The organism is Superficieibacter sp. HKU1 (assembly GCF_029319185.1).
Lineage (GTDB): Bacteria > Pseudomonadota > Gammaproteobacteria > Enterobacterales > Enterobacteriaceae > Superficieibacter.
In genome coordinates, this window is record NZ_CP119754.1 from 3622197 (window position 1) to 3637639 (window position 15443).

Here is a 15443-nt window from a genome sequence, read left to right on the forward strand (position 1 = left end):
CACCCTCTCCCGACCGGGAGAGGGAAAACCATCAGGCAATATTCAAATACTTATGCGTTTGCATTGAAAGCCGCCAGTTGCGGGCAATACAGGTCTCAATACACAAGCGCGTAGCATCTTCTTTCTGGCTGATCGGCTGAAGCGCAATCACACGCGGTTTATCATCCTGCAGAACGGCAAGCAGTTCATCCAGCGCTTCGATATCCCGCACGCGGCCGACCGGGTGTTTAATTTCGTCCGCGCGCTGGAGCGCCTGCTCCAGGACATCGTAACCACCGCGCATGTTTACCTTCGGTGATACCGTCACCCAGGTATTCGGCGTACAGCGGATTTCATGGGTGCCGCTGGTTTCAATCTGGCAGCTAAAGCCGTTTTTCTCCAGCAGCATCGTCAGGGGAAGCAGGTCGTGGATGCACGGCTCACCGCCAGTGATCACCACGTGACGAGCGGTATAGCCCTGGCGTTCAATGATGGCCAGCAGATCTTCACTGCTGGCCGCGCCCCACTTGTCGCTCTCTTTGGTTTTCGCCAGGATGCTGTAAAGCGAGACTTCCCGATCCGCAAGCTTATCCCAGGTGTGTTTCGTGTCGCACCAGGCGCAGCCTACCGGGCATCCCTGTAATCGAATAAAAATGGCGGGAACGCCGGTAAAGTAACCTTCGCCCTGGAGGGTCTGGAACATCTCATTTATCGGGTACTGCATAATCATCTCGGTTTCGCGTCTAAACCGTAATTATCGCAGATCCTGACTCAACGATCATGTACGATTCGCGCCCTGTTGCACTATCGCCGCTGCAAAACGCGCGGCGATCTGCTGCGGACGCGTGATTGCCCCGCCGACCACTACCGCATGTGCACCAAGTTGCAGGCAACGCGCGGCCAGTTCCGGGGTATCAACATTGCCTTCTGCAATAACCGGAACGGAAACGGCATTGAGCACCGCCCGCAAAAATGCACAGTCGTTTTCCGCCAGCTTATGTCCGGTGGATCCAGCCGTATAACCATATAGCGTGGTGCCAATACAATCGAAGCCAAGCTCTGCGGCGATGGCAGCTTCTTCAACGCTTGCGATATCCGCCATCAGTTGAACCCGCGGATAACGTTCACGGATTTGCGTCACCAGTCCGGCCAGCGTTGCGTCAGCCGGACGTGGACGTTGCGTGGCGTCGAGCGCAATCATCTGCGGAGCCACCGTCATCAATTCGTCGATTTCACGTAGCGTTGCGGTGATGAAAACCTCACTGTCGGCATAGTCGCGCTTGATAATGCCAATGATCGGCAAATCGACCTGCGCGCTGATCGCCTCAATATCCGCCACACTATTGGCACGAATGCCCGCCGCCCCGCCTTGCTGCGCCGCCAGCGCCATGCGCGACATGATAAACGGACTGTGCAGCGGCTCGTTATCCAGCGCCTGACAGGAAACCACCAGTTTGCCTTTGATTTGCTCTAACATCGTTTTCATCCCACCAGCATCTCTTCAATTTCGTTTTTAATAATCGTTACGTGCGGACCGTAAATGACCTGCACGCCATTACCGCGCAGGATCACACCGCGTGCGCCCGTGGCTTTGAGCGCAGCCTCATCGACTTTTCCACTCTCTTTCACCGTGATCCGCAGGCGCGTCGCGCAGCAATCCACCTCTTCCAGATTCCCCTGTCCGCCCAGCGCGGCCACAATCGCCTGAGCACGTTCACTGCCACTGACGCTTACCGTTTCGGTCTCCTGTTTTTCACGTCCTGGCGTCAGGAAATTAAAACGGGTAATCAAAAAGCGGAAGGTGAAGTAGTAGAGGAAGAACCACGGGATCCCCACCATCGGCACATACAGCCAGTGGGTTTTCGCTTCGCCCTGCAAAATGCCGAACAGGATGAAGTCGATAAATCCGCCGGAGAAGGTTTGCCCGATAGTGATGTGCAGAATATGCGCCAGCATAAACGCCAGCCCGTCAAAAAAGGCGTGAATGACGTACAGCACCGGGGCGACAAACAGGAACGAAAACTCGATAGGCTCCGTAATGCCGGTCAGGAACGAGGTCAGCGCCGCCGACAGCAGCAGCCCGGCCACGCGCTTTTTATTTTCAGGCTTCGCAGTGTGGTACATCGCCAGGCAGGCACCGATCAGGCCAAACATCATGGTGATAAAGCGGCCGGACATAAAGCGCGACGTACCAACGTAAAACTGCTGCGTATGTGGATCGGCAAGCTGGGCAAAGAAAATCCGCTGGGTGCCTTCGACCAGCTGGCCATTGACGATTTCGCTGCCGCCGAGGGCTGTGGTCCAGAATGGCAGATAGAAGATATGATGCAGGCCGAACGGGCCAAGCATGCGCAGGATAAAGCCATACAGCAGCGTGCCCAGATACCCCGTGGCATCCACCAACCCGCCGAGACCAAAAATCAGTTTCTGAAAGTGCGGCCAGACCACTGTCATGATCGCTCCGACGACAATCGCCGCCAGCGAACTAATGATCGGCACAAATCGCGAGCCACCGAAGAAACCGAGAAACTGCGGCAGAGCGATTTTATTAAACCGATGGTGCAGAGCGCAGGTCACCAGACCAATGACCACGCCGCCAAAAACGCCGGTCTCCAGGGTCTGAATTCCCAGTACCATGCCCTGCCCGACCGCGCCGGGATTGGCTTGCGCCAGGTCTCCCGTCAGCGTCAACAGCGCGTTAATGGTGGCATTCATCACCAGAAAAGCCAGCAAAGCCGCCAGCCCTGCCGTGCCCTTATCCGTTTTTGCCAGACCGACTGCGACCCCAACCGCAAACAAGACCGATAAGTTGGCAAAGACAATCGCGCCAGCGCTGCTCATGATGGTGAAAATGGCCTGTAGCCAGCCCACGTCAAGGAAAGGATAAGCCGTCAGGGTATTCGGGTTCGACAGCGCGCCGCCGATACCGAGCAGCAGCCCCGCCGCGGGTAATACCGCAATCGGCAGCATAAAGGATTTACCAAACCGCTGCGCTTTTTCAAACCAGCCTCCGGAAGAGGCTCCGCTAAAAAGGGTCATCATTTTTCTCCGCCTGACGTTTTGTTGAAAATTTTTACCACACAAAAACTTAATACTGAAAATTATCATCAATAAAGCGGAGGTTGATCATACTTTTTTAAAATGACTGGCGTCCTGCCCCCGCTTTCCGCCACACTTAACGGCAGGAAAGCATCAAGGAATACAGGCATGGCTGAAAATGAAAATGTGCTGCTCAGGCTTCGGCAAAGCGTATCGGGCTACAGTCCGACGCAGCAAAAACTGGGAGAGTACGTTCTGACCGATCCGTCACGGGTGCTCTATCTGACGATCACCGAACTGGCGCGGGAGAGTGAAACCAGCGAGGCGAGCGTTACCCGGCTGTGCCGTGCGTTGGGCTGCAAGGGATACACTGAATTTAAAATGGCGCTGGCGCTGGATGTGCAGCGCTCGCAGGCTCCCCGCTCGCAGGGCGATGAAATCGATAATCTGGTTGATGAGTCAGTGCAGGCGTTACGCGACACGGCAAAATTACTGGATCGCAGCGTGCTGGAACAGGCGGCGCTGGCGCTGCACGAGGCACGCTCGGTTCAGATCTACGGCGTCGCCGCGAGCGCGATTATTGGCGACTATCTGCATTATAAGCTGCTGCGCCTCGGGAAATCAGGCCAGCTATTCAGCGACATGCACCGTGCGGCAATGAGCGCCACCGCGCTCGGCGGTGAGGATGTCGTCGTCGCGATCTCCAGTTCTGGCTCGACGCGTGACCTGTTGCATGTCGTGAAGCTGGCGCGTAAACGCGGGGCCAAAGTGCTGACGATCAGCAACACGCCGCGTAGCCCGCTGGCATCACTCAGCGATATTTTGCTGGTGGCAGCAAAACCGGAAGGACCGTTAAGCGCGGGCGCGCTCAACGCCAAAGTAGGAGCGATGCTGCTGGTAGAGCTGGCCATCACGTCATTAATGTCGCTTGATACGCGCTACGGTGACAGCAGCCAGCAAACGGCCAGCGCGACGCTACCGCTGCTTTTATAGGTATAAAAAAACCCGCCGAAGCGGGTTTTTCTTAAGTGCAAAGGTACAGGATTACGCCTGGCCTTTGATCTCTTTACGACCGTTGTACGGTGCTTTTTCGCCCAGCGCTTCTTCGATACGAATCAGCTGGTTGTATTTAGCAACGCGGTCAGAACGGCTCATAGAACCGGTTTTGATCTGGCCTGCAGCGGTACCCACAGCCAGGTCAGCGATGGTAGCGTCTTCAGTTTCGCCAGAACGGTGAGAGATGACAGCGGTATAGCCAGCGTCTTTCGCCATTTTGATCGCAGCCAGAGTTTCGGTCAGAGAACCGATCTGGTTGAATTTGATCAGGATGGAGTTAACGATGCCTTTTTCGATGCCTTCTTTCAGGATCTTGGTGTTGGTTACGAACAGATCGTCACCAACCAGCTGGATTTTGTCGCCCAGCACTTTGGTCTGGTATGCGAAGCCAGTCCAGTCAGATTCGTCCAGACCGTCTTCGATAGAAACGATCGGATACTGTTTGGTCAGCTCTTCCAGGAAGTGAGTGAATTCTTCGGAGGTGAACGCTTTGTTGCCTTCGCCAGCCAGAACGTATTTACCGTCTTTGTAGAATTCAGATGCTGCACAGTCCATCGCAAGGGTGATGTCTTTACCCAGCTCGTAGCCAGCCGCTTTAACTGCTTCAGCGATAACTGCCAGTGCTTCTGCGTTAGAACCCAGGTTCGGCGCATAGCCGCCTTCGTCACCAACAGCCGTGTTCATGCCTTTCGCTTTCAGCACTTTAGCCAGGTTGTGGAACACTTCAGAACCCATACGTACGGCTTCTTTCAGGGATTTAGCGCCAACTGGCTGAATCATAAATTCCTGGATGTCGACGTTGTTATCAGCGTGCTCACCACCGTTGATGATGTTCATCATGGGAACCGGCATAGAGTATTTGCCCGGGGTGCCGTTCAGTTCAGCGATGTGCGCGTACAGCGGCAGGCCTTTCGCGGCAGCAGCAGCTTTGGCGTTAGCCAGAGACACCGCCAGGATGGCGTTTGCACCGAAGTTAGATTTGTTTTCAGTACCGTCCAGATCGATCATGATCTTGTCGATGCCTGCCTGATCTTTGGCATCTTTGCCAAGAACAGCCTGAGCGATCGGGCCGTTAACCGCAGCAACCGCTTTGGTTACGCCTTTACCCATGAAACGGGATTTGTCGCCATCACGCAGTTCCAGCGCTTCGCGGGAACCAGTAGAAGCACCTGACGGCGCAGCTGCCATACCAACGAAACCACCTTCCAGGTGTACTTCGGCTTCAACAGTCGGGTTACCACGGGAGTCGATGATTTCACGACCGATGACTTTAACGATTTTGGACATTAGGTTTTCCTCAGTACAAGTTAAACTAAAACTCCAGACAAACAACGCCCCTCCTGGGGCGTTGCCGTTCTAACTTTTTTACTTCACCTGACGCTTCTGGTATTCGCTGGCGGCTTTCACAAACCCCGAAAACAGCGGATGCCCATCACGCGGCGTTGAAGTAAATTCCGGATGGAACTGGCCAGCGACAAACCACGGATGGTTCGGCACCTCAATGATCTCGACTAACTGATCATCACCGGAACGGCCCGCAATGCGCAGGCCCGCAGCTTCAATAGGTTTCAACAGCATGTTGTTGACTTCGTAACGGTGACGATGGCGTTCAGTAATGGTCGATGCGCCGTACAGCTTGCGCACCAGGCTGTCATCCGTAAGCTGGCAAGCCTGCGCGCCCACGCGCATAGTGCCACCCAGATCGCTCTTTTCAGAACGAACTTCAACGTTACCATCTTCATCACGCCACTCGGTGATCAGCGCCACGACCGGGTACTTACAGTCTGGCACAAATTCCGTTGAGTTGGCGTTGTCCATGCCTGCCACGTTACGCGCAAATTCAATCAGCGCAACCTGCATACCCAGGCAAATGCCAAGATAAGGGATATTGTTCTCACGCGCATAACCTGCGGTGGTAATCATTCCTTCTACGCCACGGTAGCCGAAGCCGCCGGGGATCAGGATCGCATCAAGCCCTTTCAGGATCTCAACACCACGCGTTTCAACATCCTGCGAATCAATCAGCTTGATGTTAACGGAGACGCGATTCTTCAGGCCACCGTGCTTCAGCGCTTCGATCACCGACTTATAGGCATCCGGCAGTTCAATGTACTTGCCGACCATACCAATGGTGACTTCGCCTGCCGGGTTGGACTCTTCATAGAGAACCTGTTCCCACTCAGACAAGTTTGCTTCCGGACAGTTCAGGCTGAATCGTTTACAAATATAATCGTCCAGCCCCTGTGATTTCAACAGGCCCGGGATTTTATAAATGGAATCGACATCTTTCAGGGAAATAACGGCCTTTTCAGCGACGTTACAGAACAAAGCAATTTTTGCACGTTCGTTGGCCGGGACGGCGCGATCGGAGCGGCAAATCAGGATATCCGGCTGAATACCGATAGAGAGCAGTTCTTTAACGGAGTGCTGCGTCGGTTTGGTTTTGACTTCCCCGGCGGCGGCCATATACGGCACCAGCGTCAGGTGCATAAACAGCGCGTGTTCACGACCAATATCAACCGCCAGCTGACGAATCGCTTCGAGGAACGGCAGCGATTCGATATCGCCCACCGTACCGCCGATTTCAACCAGCACCACGTCATGCCCTTCGCCGCCTTCCAGCACGCGTTCTTTAATGGCATTGGTGATGTGCGGGATAACCTGAACGGTTGCGCCGAGGTAGTCGCCACGGCGTTCTTTACGCAGAACGTCGGAGTAAATACGGCCGGTAGTGAAGTTATTGCGGCGGCTCATCTTGGTACGGATGAAACGCTCATAGTGGCCAAGGTCCAGATCGGTTTCAGCGCCGTCTTCGGTAACGAACACTTCCCCGTGCTGGATAGGACTCATGGTACCCGGATCGACGTTGATGTACGGATCCAGTTTCATCATGGTCACGTTAAGGCCACGGGCTTCTAAGATGGCTGCGAGGGAGGCTGCGGCAATGCCTTTACCCAGAGAGGAAACGACCCCGCCGGTCACAAAAATATAGTTCGTTGTCATGCTGAACCTGAGAAGTTAGGTTTAAAAGACGATGGAATAACCAGGACGGGACAGTAGTATACCCGAACATGGCGAGCGCCACAAACTTTCATTTCCCCTCCTCTTCTGCCATGCCCAACGATATGAGGAGTGAGAAAATAGCCATTTTTAGGGAAATGTTTTTGACGCAAATCAAGCGCTTGTTATTTAAAAAATCACACAACTCGCGCTCGATCGCGAAAATCGTTAGAGATCATATTCCTGGCGTTTTACTTCCTGCCAGACCTCTTCCATCGTTTGCAGGTCAACCCCGGTCATTTCCAGGCCACGCGCGGCCACAATACGCTCAACTTCGCGGAAACGGCGTTCAAATTTGAGGTTGGCTTTTTGCAGCGCCACTTCCGCTTTGACGCCAAGATGGCGGGAAAGATTGACCGTCGCAAACAGCAAGTCGCCCATTTCTTCTTCCACTCTCGCCTGATCGACGACGGCCTGCTGCGCTTCCTGCATCACCTCGTCGATCTCTTCGTGGACTTTATCCAGAACCGGACCGAGCGAGGTCCAGTCGAAGCCTACCGTCGAGCAGCGCTTCTGGATTTTGTGCGCCCGCATCAGGGCCGGAAAGGTATGGGGAATATCATCCAGCGCCGAGTGCTGCGCTTTTTGCGCCCGTTCGTCGCTTTTGATTTGTTCCCAGCGCGCCAGCACTTCACTGCTGTTTCCCGCCGCGGCATCGCCAAAAATATGCGGATGGCGGCGCTCCAGTTTGTCGCTAATGGCCGCGCAGATATCGTTGAAATCAAAACGTCCTTCTTCCTGCGCCATCTGGGCGTAAAACACCACCTGAAACAGCAGATCGCCCAGCTCGCCGCGCAGATCGTCAAAATCTTCGCGGGCAATGGCGTCCAGCACTTCGTAGGTTTCTTCCAGGGTATAAGGGGCGATGGTGGCGAAGGTCTGTTCTTTATCCCACGGGCAACCGTTTTCCGGGTCGCGCAGGCGTTGCATGATGGAGAGCAGGCGGTCTATTTGCGTCATTGTTGTCATCATTCTTAATCGGTTATGCACAATGGAGGTGATTGTAACGTATCCACCTGACGCATTCGCTATGAATCATCCGATCGCTTTTATTTTACTCCCGCCAGACCGGAGGCTTGCGCTGTGGTAAGCCTCCGTTCAACACAAATACAATAGATACATAAAACCTTAACCAATATCACCCAGGGTATAACTTATTTTCTAAATAAAAGGCTATAACCAATTTACATGCTTACCAGCATCCTGGTTCTGACTCAGAATACGTATCACGGTAATTTGCGTAACTGATTGTATAAAATAGACAATATGCCTTTCAAACGGTAAGGCATAAATGTATTCACCCAATTCAGGTCGGGGCGTGCCAATGTTATTGGCACTCATAATGCTGAATATTTCTGACAGATGATTAATATATCGATCGGCTTGTACTTCGCCAAAATGCTGCCAGCCTTAATGCCAGATATTTTCCAGATCGTCACTGGCCTTTGGTGTTAATTTTACCGTTCTCATCGGGTTTGCTCATCCCTGTTTTGACCTTCCGTAAAAAGGCATCCTTTTCCCAGGCCTGCGGCTCTCCGCTGTTCAAACCTTCAGCCAGAAGTTCACGTAATGCCTGAAGTCGTGATTCGGCCTGTTTCTCCCTCAACAGGCGAAGAGACTCTCTGATCACTTCACTTTGCGTTCTGTAATCACCTGATTCTATGAGCGATTCAATAAACTCGCGCAGTTCATCACCAAGATCAACGGTCATTGTTCTGGCCATAACAGCCTCCACTGTAAGTATAAATCTTACATAAGAGTACACCGGAAATGGAATGTACGTCAAAATGTATCCGCCGGTGTTATTACACCGGGAATAACATTGGTCTGTAGCGACTCTAATGAAATAGTAAAGCCGCTACGTTAGTGCAGCCACCTTCGCGCGGATATTACCCACCATGCAACCGGTGCGCATCAATCACGTCCGGTACCTGGTTCAGCTTGCTGAGCACCCGGCCCAATACCTGAAGGTTATAGATCTCAATCGTCATATCAATGCTGGCAAGCTGCTGTTTGGTATCGCTGCGGCTGGCAACGCCCAGCACGTTCACTTTCTCGTTTGCCAGAATGGTGGTGATATCACGCAGCAGGCCGCTTCGGTCGTTTGCAGTAACCCGCACCACCAGCGAATAGCCTGCCGAGTAGCTTTCGCCCCAGACGGCATCCACGATACGTTCCGGCGCGTGCGAGCGCAGTTCCGCCAGCTGATCGCAATCCGCACGATGCACGGAGATGCCGCGTCCTTGGGTAATAAAGCCGACGATCTCATCGCCGGGGATCGGCTGGCAGCAGCGGGCGATGTGGTGCATCAGATTACCGACGCCTTCCACCACCACGCGGCCATCGTCTTTGCCGCTACGGTTCTGCGGCGCGTAGGTTTTCTGCTGCAACTGCTTGAGCGCCGCCGCATCCTGCTCCGCCGCGCTCGGTTTGTTGAACTGCGCCTGCAGATAATTAACCATCTGGTTGAGGCGAATGTCCCCGCCGCCAATGGCTGCCAGCAGCTCCTCAATCTCGTTAAAGTTGTAGCGTGGCAGCAGGAACTTCTCGGCCTCTTTCAGGCTGATACCCAAATGCGCCAGCTCCTCGTCGAGGATCTGGCGTCCGGCAAGAATATTTTTGTCCCGGTCCTGCTTGCGGAACCAGTTGTGGATTTTGGCGCGGCCCCGGCTGGTCGTGACGTAGCCGAGGTTCGGGTTCAGCCAGTCGCGGCTTGGGTTCGGCTGCTTCTGGGTGATAATTTCAATCTGATCCCCCATCTGCAACTGATAGGTAAAGGGCACAATACGCCCGCTGATTTTTGCGCCGATGCAGCGATGCCCCACATCGCTGTGAATGTGGTAGGCGAAATCGAGCGGCGTAGAGCCTGCGGGGAGATCCACCACGTCGCCTTTCGGCGTAAAGACATACACGCGATCGTCAAAGACCTGACTGCGTACTTCGTCGAGCATCTCGCCGGAATCAGCCATCTCTTCCTGCCAGGCGATCAGCTTGCGCAGCCAGGCGATGCGATCTTCATGCCCGGTACGCGCGCCGCCTGCGACCGTGCCTTCTTTGTATTTCCAGTGCGCGGCGACGCCCAGTTCGGCGTCTTCATGCATCTGTTTGGTACGGATCTGAATTTCGACGGTTTTCCCGCCCGGCCCCAGCACCACGGTATGAATGGACTGATAGCCGTTAGGTTTTGGGTTAGCTACGTAGTCGTCGAACTCATCAGGCAGGTGGCGATAGTGAGTATGTACTATCCCCAGCGCGGCGTAGCAGTCCTGTAGCCGCTCGGCCACGATGCGCACCGCGCGCACGTCAAACAGCTCGTCAAAGGCAAGATGCTTCTTCTGCATTTTGCGCCAGATGCTGTAAATGTGCTTAGGTCGACCGTACACCTCCGCCTTCACGCCTTCGGTTTTGATCTCGGCGCGCAGGTGGCCGACAAACTCATCAATGTACTGCTCGCGGTCGAGACGGCGCTCGTGCAGCAGCTTAGCGATGCGTTTGTACTCCGCCGGATGCAGATAGCGGAAGCAGTAGTCCTCCAGCTCCCATTTCAGCTGGCCGATGCCCAGACGGTTCGCCAGCGGCGCGTAAATGTTGGTGCACTCTTTGGCGGCCAGCACGCGCTCATCTTCCGGCGCGTCTTTCACATCGCGCAGGTGCGCCACCCGCTCGGCGAGCTTGATGACCACGCAGCGGAAGTCATCTACCATCGCCAGTAGCATCCGCCGCACGTTGTCCACCTGTTCGGAGGAGACGGAATCGGTATGGGTGGCCTTGAGCTGACGGATTGCCGCCATATCGCGCACGCCGTGGATCAGCAACACCACCGGCTTGCCCACGGCCTCCTGCAACGCTTCCTCGCTGACGACGTTGTTGTCCGCCAGCGGGAACAGCAGCGCCGCACGCAGGGTGTCTATGTCCATGCTCAACATAGAGAGGATTTCGACCATCTCCACGCCGCGCCAGAGAAGGAGATCGGCGTCAGGATGTCCCTGGGTTTGCTCACGACAGTAGGCCCAGGTCTCGGCTAAGCGTTCACACGACTGCTGGCTGGATAACCCCAGACTGGCGATCCATTTTTTCGGGTCGAACTCGCCCTCTTTATTCCTATGTGAACTTCTTACCGCAACCATCGTCCTCTCCTTTCAGGGACCGGGCCTGCCGGATTCGGCAAGCCAACGCTATTTATTGATGCTCAAATAACACCATTGATTCCAGATGCCCAGTGTGCGGGAACATATCCAGCATTGCCAGTCGCCGGAGGTGATAACCTCCGGCAAGCAGCGCCTCGCTGTCTCGTGCCAGCGTCGCGGGATTGCAGGAAACATAGACCACGCGGCGCGGCGCTAATTTTATAATATGCTGCATGACGCCGGGCGCACCTGCGCGCGCCGGGTCGAGCAGTATTTTATCAAAACCGCGTTGTGCCCACGGCTGTTGCGTAACATCTTTTTCAAGATTTTCATGAAAAAACGTCACATTATGCAATTCATTTTGTGCGGCGTTCTGCTGAGCTTTCGCCACCAGCGCCGCCACGCCTTCTACGCCAACGACGCTTGCCGCACGCTGCGCCAGCGGCAGCGTAAAGTTGCCCATGCCGCAGAACAGATCCAACACGCGGTCGGTGGGCTGAACATCCAGCCAGTCCAGCGCGGTGGCCACCATCTGTTGGTTAACGCCGTCGTTGACCTGAATAAAATCCCGCGGGCTAAACGTTAAGCGTAGCCCTTCTGACTGATACCACGGTTCTTTATCTGTCAACGGCTCCAGTATCTCGCTTTGCGGCGCAAGGTACAGCGCAAGGTCCTGAGCATGCGAAAAGCGTTCCAGTTTTTCGATATCGGCAGCGCTAAGTGGCGCGATATGGCGCAATACCATCAGCGGACCGTTATCGGCCAGCACCAGCTCGACATGGCCGAGGTGACGCGCCGACGTCAGGCTGGTCAGACATTCGCGCACCAAAGGAAGTAGCGCCTCAAGACGGGGCACCAGGACGGGGCATTGCGTAATATCCACGATGTCGCTGGCGTTAGCTTTACGAAACCCCATTTGCAGGCGCTGCGTTTTCGGCTGCCAGTTCAGGCTAAGCCGCGCACGCCGCCGGTATCCCCACGGTGCGCCAGCGACGATCTCATCGACCTCACGTTTCATCAGCCGGGCGAGCGCCGCCCGTTTGCTGCGCTGTTGCAGCTCAACGCTCGCATGCTGTTGCTGGCAGCCGCCGCACACGCCGAAATGCGGGCAGCGGGGCGTAACCCGCTCGGCGCTCTCGTTCAGCCGTCGTTTTACCTGCGCGAGGGCATACTGTTTTTTATCGTCGGTAATAACGACTTCCGCACTTTCCTGGGGCAGTAAGCCCGCAATAAATAAGGCTTTACCGTTGTGGCGCGCGACGCCCTGGCCGAAAGGATCCAGGTCATTTACCGTCACAGTTATGATCTGACGCGTCGTCACGCGCCGTTTTGCAGAGTAGAATTGCGCCATCGTAGAGATTTTTCTCAATCAAACATAATGACGCTAATTGTCCCATAACGGAACTCCATGACCAACTACAGCCTGCGCGCTCGCATGATGATTTTGATCCTGGCCCCTACCGTCCTGATCGGTTTGCTGCTGAGTATCTTTTTTGTCGTGCACCGCTACAACGACCTGCAGCGTCAGCTTGAAGACGCCGGTGCCAATATTATTGAACCTCTGGCGGTCTCCAGCGAATACGGAATGAATCTGCAAAACCGCGAATCGATTGGCCAGCTTATTAGCGTGTTGCATCGTCGCCATTCGGATATTGTACGGGCGATTTCCGTTTATGATGAGCATAACCAGCTGTTTGTCACCTCCAATTCTCATCTCGATCCTGCGGTACTTCAGTTGCCGAAAGGTGACGCCTTGCCGCGTCGCCTTAGCGTGCTGCGCCAGGGCGATACGATGATCTTACGCACGCCGATTCTTTCTGAGAGCTACTCGCCCGATGAGTCACCCATTTCAGACGCTAAAACGGCGAATAATATGCTTGGCTATGTGGCGCTGGAGCTGGATCTCAAATCGGTACGGCTACAGCAATATAAAGAGATTTTTATCTCCAGCATGATGATGCTGTTTTGTATCGGGATCGCGCTGGTGTTTGGCTGGCGGTTAATGCGCGACGTGACCGGCCCCATTCGCAATATGGTGAATACCGTAGACCGCATTCGCCGCGGCCAGCTGGACAGTCGCGTCGAAGGTTTTATGCTGGGCGAACTGGATATGCTGAAGAACGGCATCAACTCCATGGCGATGTCGCTGGCGGCCTACCATGAAGAGATGCAGCATAACGTCGATCAGGCGACGTCCGATTTGCGTGAAACGCTGGAACAGATGGAGATCCAGAACGTTGAACTGGGCCTTGCAAAAAAACGCGCCCAGGAAGCGGCACGCATCAAATCCGAGTTTTTAGCCAATATGTCGCACGAGCTGCGCACGCCGCTGAACGGCGTTATCGGCTTTACCCGCCTGACGCTGAAAACCGAACTGAATCCAACCCAGCGCGATCACCTCAATACCATTGAGCGTTCAGCGAATAACCTGCTGACCATCATTAATGACGTGCTCGATTTCTCCAAGCTGGAAGCCGGAAAGCTGCTGCTGGAGAGTATTCCCTTCCCGCTGCGCAACCTGCTGGATGAAGTGGTGACGCTGCTGGCGCACTCGGCGCATGATAAGGGGCTGGAGCTGACGTTAAGTATTAAAAATGACGTACCGGATAACGTCATCGGCGATCCGCTACGCCTGCAACAGGTGATCACCAACCTGCTGGGCAACGCCATTAAGTTCACCGAGCACGGCAATATTGACGTCATCGTGGATAAACGGGCGGTGAGTAACACCAATGTTCAGTTAGAGATCCAGATCCGCGATACCGGTATAGGCATTCCGGAAGCCGATCAATCCCGTCTGTTCCAGGCGTTTCGGCAGGCCGATGCCAGCATTTCTCGTCGTCACGGCGGCACCGGGCTGGGTCTGGCGATCACTCAGCGGCTGGTCAACGAGATGGGCGGCGATATCTCTTTTCACAGCCAGCCAAATCGCGGGTCGACGTTCTGGTTCCACGTTAGTCTGGATCTGAACCCTAATGTGATTTCTGAACCTCCAGTGACGCACTGCCTGGTGGGAAAACGCCTTGCCTATATTGAGGCCAATACCACCGCCGCACAGTCGACGATGGACTTGCTGGCCGCCACGCCGCTGGAAGTGATCTACAGCCCAACCTTCGCCGCGCTGCCGGAAGATCACTACGATATCCTGCTGGCCGGGGTGCCGGTCTCAATTCGCGAATTGAGTATGCACCATGACAAGCTGACTCATGCCCGCAGGATGACCGATTACCTGCTGCTGGCGCTACCCTGTCATGCACAGGTCAATGCCGAAGCGCTGAAGCAGGACGGCGCGGCAGCCTGCCTGCTGAAGCCCCTGACCTCGGTGCGCCTGCTCCCCGCGCTGATGGAGTATTGCCGTATTAATCAGGTACCGACGCCAGCCGCCGAAGATAACAAAATGGCGATGTCGGTGATGGCGGTGGACGATAATCCCGCCAACCTCAAGCTGATTGGCGCGTTGCTGGACGATCTGGTGCTGCACGTTGAGCTTTGCGACAGCGGTCAGCAGGCGGTCAATCGGGCAAAAGAGAGGCCGTACGATGTGATCCTGATGGATATTCAGATGCCGGAAATGGACGGCATACGCGCCTGTGAACTTATCCGCCAGCTGCCTCATCAACAGCAGACGCCGATCATCGCTGTTACCGCTCATGCAATGGCAGGTCAACGCGAAAAGCTGTTGAGCGCCGGGATGAACGACTATCTGGCGAAGCCGATTGAGGAAGGGAAGCTGCATCAGCTACTGCTGCGCTATAAGCCTGGTCCGCATATTGCCGTTAAGACATTGGAGACGGTGGAAACACCCGTTAATCAGAACGTTACCCTGGACTGGCAGCTGGCGCTAAGGCAGGCGGCGGGTAAAGCCGATCTCGCCCGTGAAATGCTACAGATGCTGGTCCAGTTCCTGCAGGAAGTTCGCCAGAGTATTCATCGCCAGCTCGCGGGCGAGGAGATGCATCTGGTGGATATCATTCATAAATTGCACGGCAGCTGCGGCTACAGCGGCGTTCCACGCCTGAAAAACCTGTGCCAGCTGATTGAACACCAGTTGCGCAGCGGAACGCCGGCTGCGGAGCTGGAGCCTGAACTGCTGGAGCTGCTGGATGAAATGGAAAACGTCACGCGGGAAGCGGAAAAGGTGCTCGCGTCAGGTTAAGACCCGCGATACGGGCCGGAAGAATG

At 55.0% G+C, this 15443-nt stretch carries 11 protein-coding genes and 1 pseudogene; 2 read left to right on the forward strand and 10 right to left on the reverse strand.

What is annotated here, in order from left to right:
* Window positions 1–31 precede the first annotated feature (31 nt).
* The 3 genes from queE to P0H77_RS17205 are packed head-to-tail and all read right to left on the reverse strand — an operon-like array spanning window position 32 to window position 3021.
* A complete protein-coding gene (queE, locus tag P0H77_RS17195; RefSeq protein ID WP_276158507.1) occupies window positions 32–703 on the reverse strand; it encodes a 7-carboxy-7-deazaguanine synthase QueE in 672 nt (223 codons plus the stop codon).
* A gap of 54 nt (window positions 704–757) precedes the next feature.
* The gene (locus P0H77_RS17200; protein ID WP_276158508.1) at window positions 758–1465 is read right to left on the reverse strand and encodes an N-acetylmannosamine-6-phosphate 2-epimerase; all 708 of its coding nucleotides are present in this window, start codon (window positions 1463–1465) and stop codon (window positions 758–760) included.
* A complete protein-coding gene (locus tag P0H77_RS17205; protein WP_276158509.1) occupies window positions 1462–3021 on the reverse strand; it encodes a PTS transporter subunit EIIC in 1560 nt (519 codons plus the stop codon). Before P0H77_RS17205 ends, P0H77_RS17200 begins: the two co-directional genes overlap by 4 nt.
* 165 nt (window positions 3022–3186) lie before the next feature.
* On the opposite strand from P0H77_RS17205, the gene P0H77_RS17210 reads away from it, so the two are divergent.
* Window positions 3187–4011, forward strand: coding sequence for a MurR/RpiR family transcriptional regulator (locus P0H77_RS17210; protein ID WP_276158510.1), 825 nt, complete (start codon window positions 3187–3189; stop codon window positions 4009–4011).
* Between the two features lie 51 nt (window positions 4012–4062).
* Here the strand turns inward: P0H77_RS17210 and eno are convergent, their stop codons facing one another.
* From eno to rlmD, 7 genes and pseudogenes are all read right to left on the reverse strand, one after another.
* Window positions 4063–5361, reverse strand: a complete 1299-nt coding sequence (eno, locus tag P0H77_RS17215; protein WP_276158511.1) for a phosphopyruvate hydratase — start codon at window positions 5359–5361, stop codon at window positions 4063–4065.
* Window positions 5362–5439: 78 nt separating this feature from the next.
* Window positions 5440–7077: a CTP synthase (glutamine hydrolyzing) gene (gene pyrG / locus P0H77_RS17220; protein WP_276158512.1), complete on the reverse strand. Its 1638-nt coding sequence runs from the start codon at window positions 7075–7077 to the stop codon at window positions 5440–5442.
* A 225-nt stretch (window positions 7078–7302) separates the two neighbouring features.
* Window positions 7303–8094, reverse strand: coding sequence for a nucleoside triphosphate pyrophosphohydrolase (mazG, locus tag P0H77_RS17225; RefSeq protein WP_276158513.1), 792 nt, complete (start codon window positions 8092–8094; stop codon window positions 7303–7305).
* A 213-nt stretch (window positions 8095–8307) separates the two neighbouring features.
* Window positions 8308–8604: pseudogene (locus tag P0H77_RS17230) on the reverse strand (type II toxin-antitoxin system RelE/ParE family toxin).
* The gene (locus P0H77_RS17235; protein WP_276158514.1) at window positions 8570–8857 is read right to left on the reverse strand and encodes a type II toxin-antitoxin system ParD family antitoxin; all 288 of its coding nucleotides are present in this window, start codon (window positions 8855–8857) and stop codon (window positions 8570–8572) included. Before P0H77_RS17235 ends, P0H77_RS17230 begins: the two are co-directional and overlap by 35 nt.
* A gap of 166 nt (window positions 8858–9023) precedes the next feature.
* Window positions 9024–11261 (reverse strand): GTP diphosphokinase, encoded by a 2238-nt coding sequence (gene relA, locus P0H77_RS17240; RefSeq protein WP_276158515.1) that lies wholly within the window; start codon window positions 11259–11261, stop codon window positions 9024–9026.
* A gap of 52 nt (window positions 11262–11313) precedes the next feature.
* Window positions 11314–12612, reverse strand: a complete 1299-nt coding sequence (gene rlmD / locus P0H77_RS17245) for a 23S rRNA (uracil(1939)-C(5))-methyltransferase RlmD (protein WP_276158516.1) — start codon at window positions 12610–12612, stop codon at window positions 11314–11316.
* A gap of 57 nt (window positions 12613–12669) precedes the next feature.
* On the opposite strand from rlmD, the gene barA reads away from it, so the two are divergent.
* A complete protein-coding gene (gene barA, locus P0H77_RS17250; protein WP_276158517.1) occupies window positions 12670–15417 on the forward strand; it encodes a two-component sensor histidine kinase BarA in 2748 nt (915 codons plus the stop codon).
* The last annotated feature ends 26 nt before the right edge of the window (window positions 15418–15443 follow it).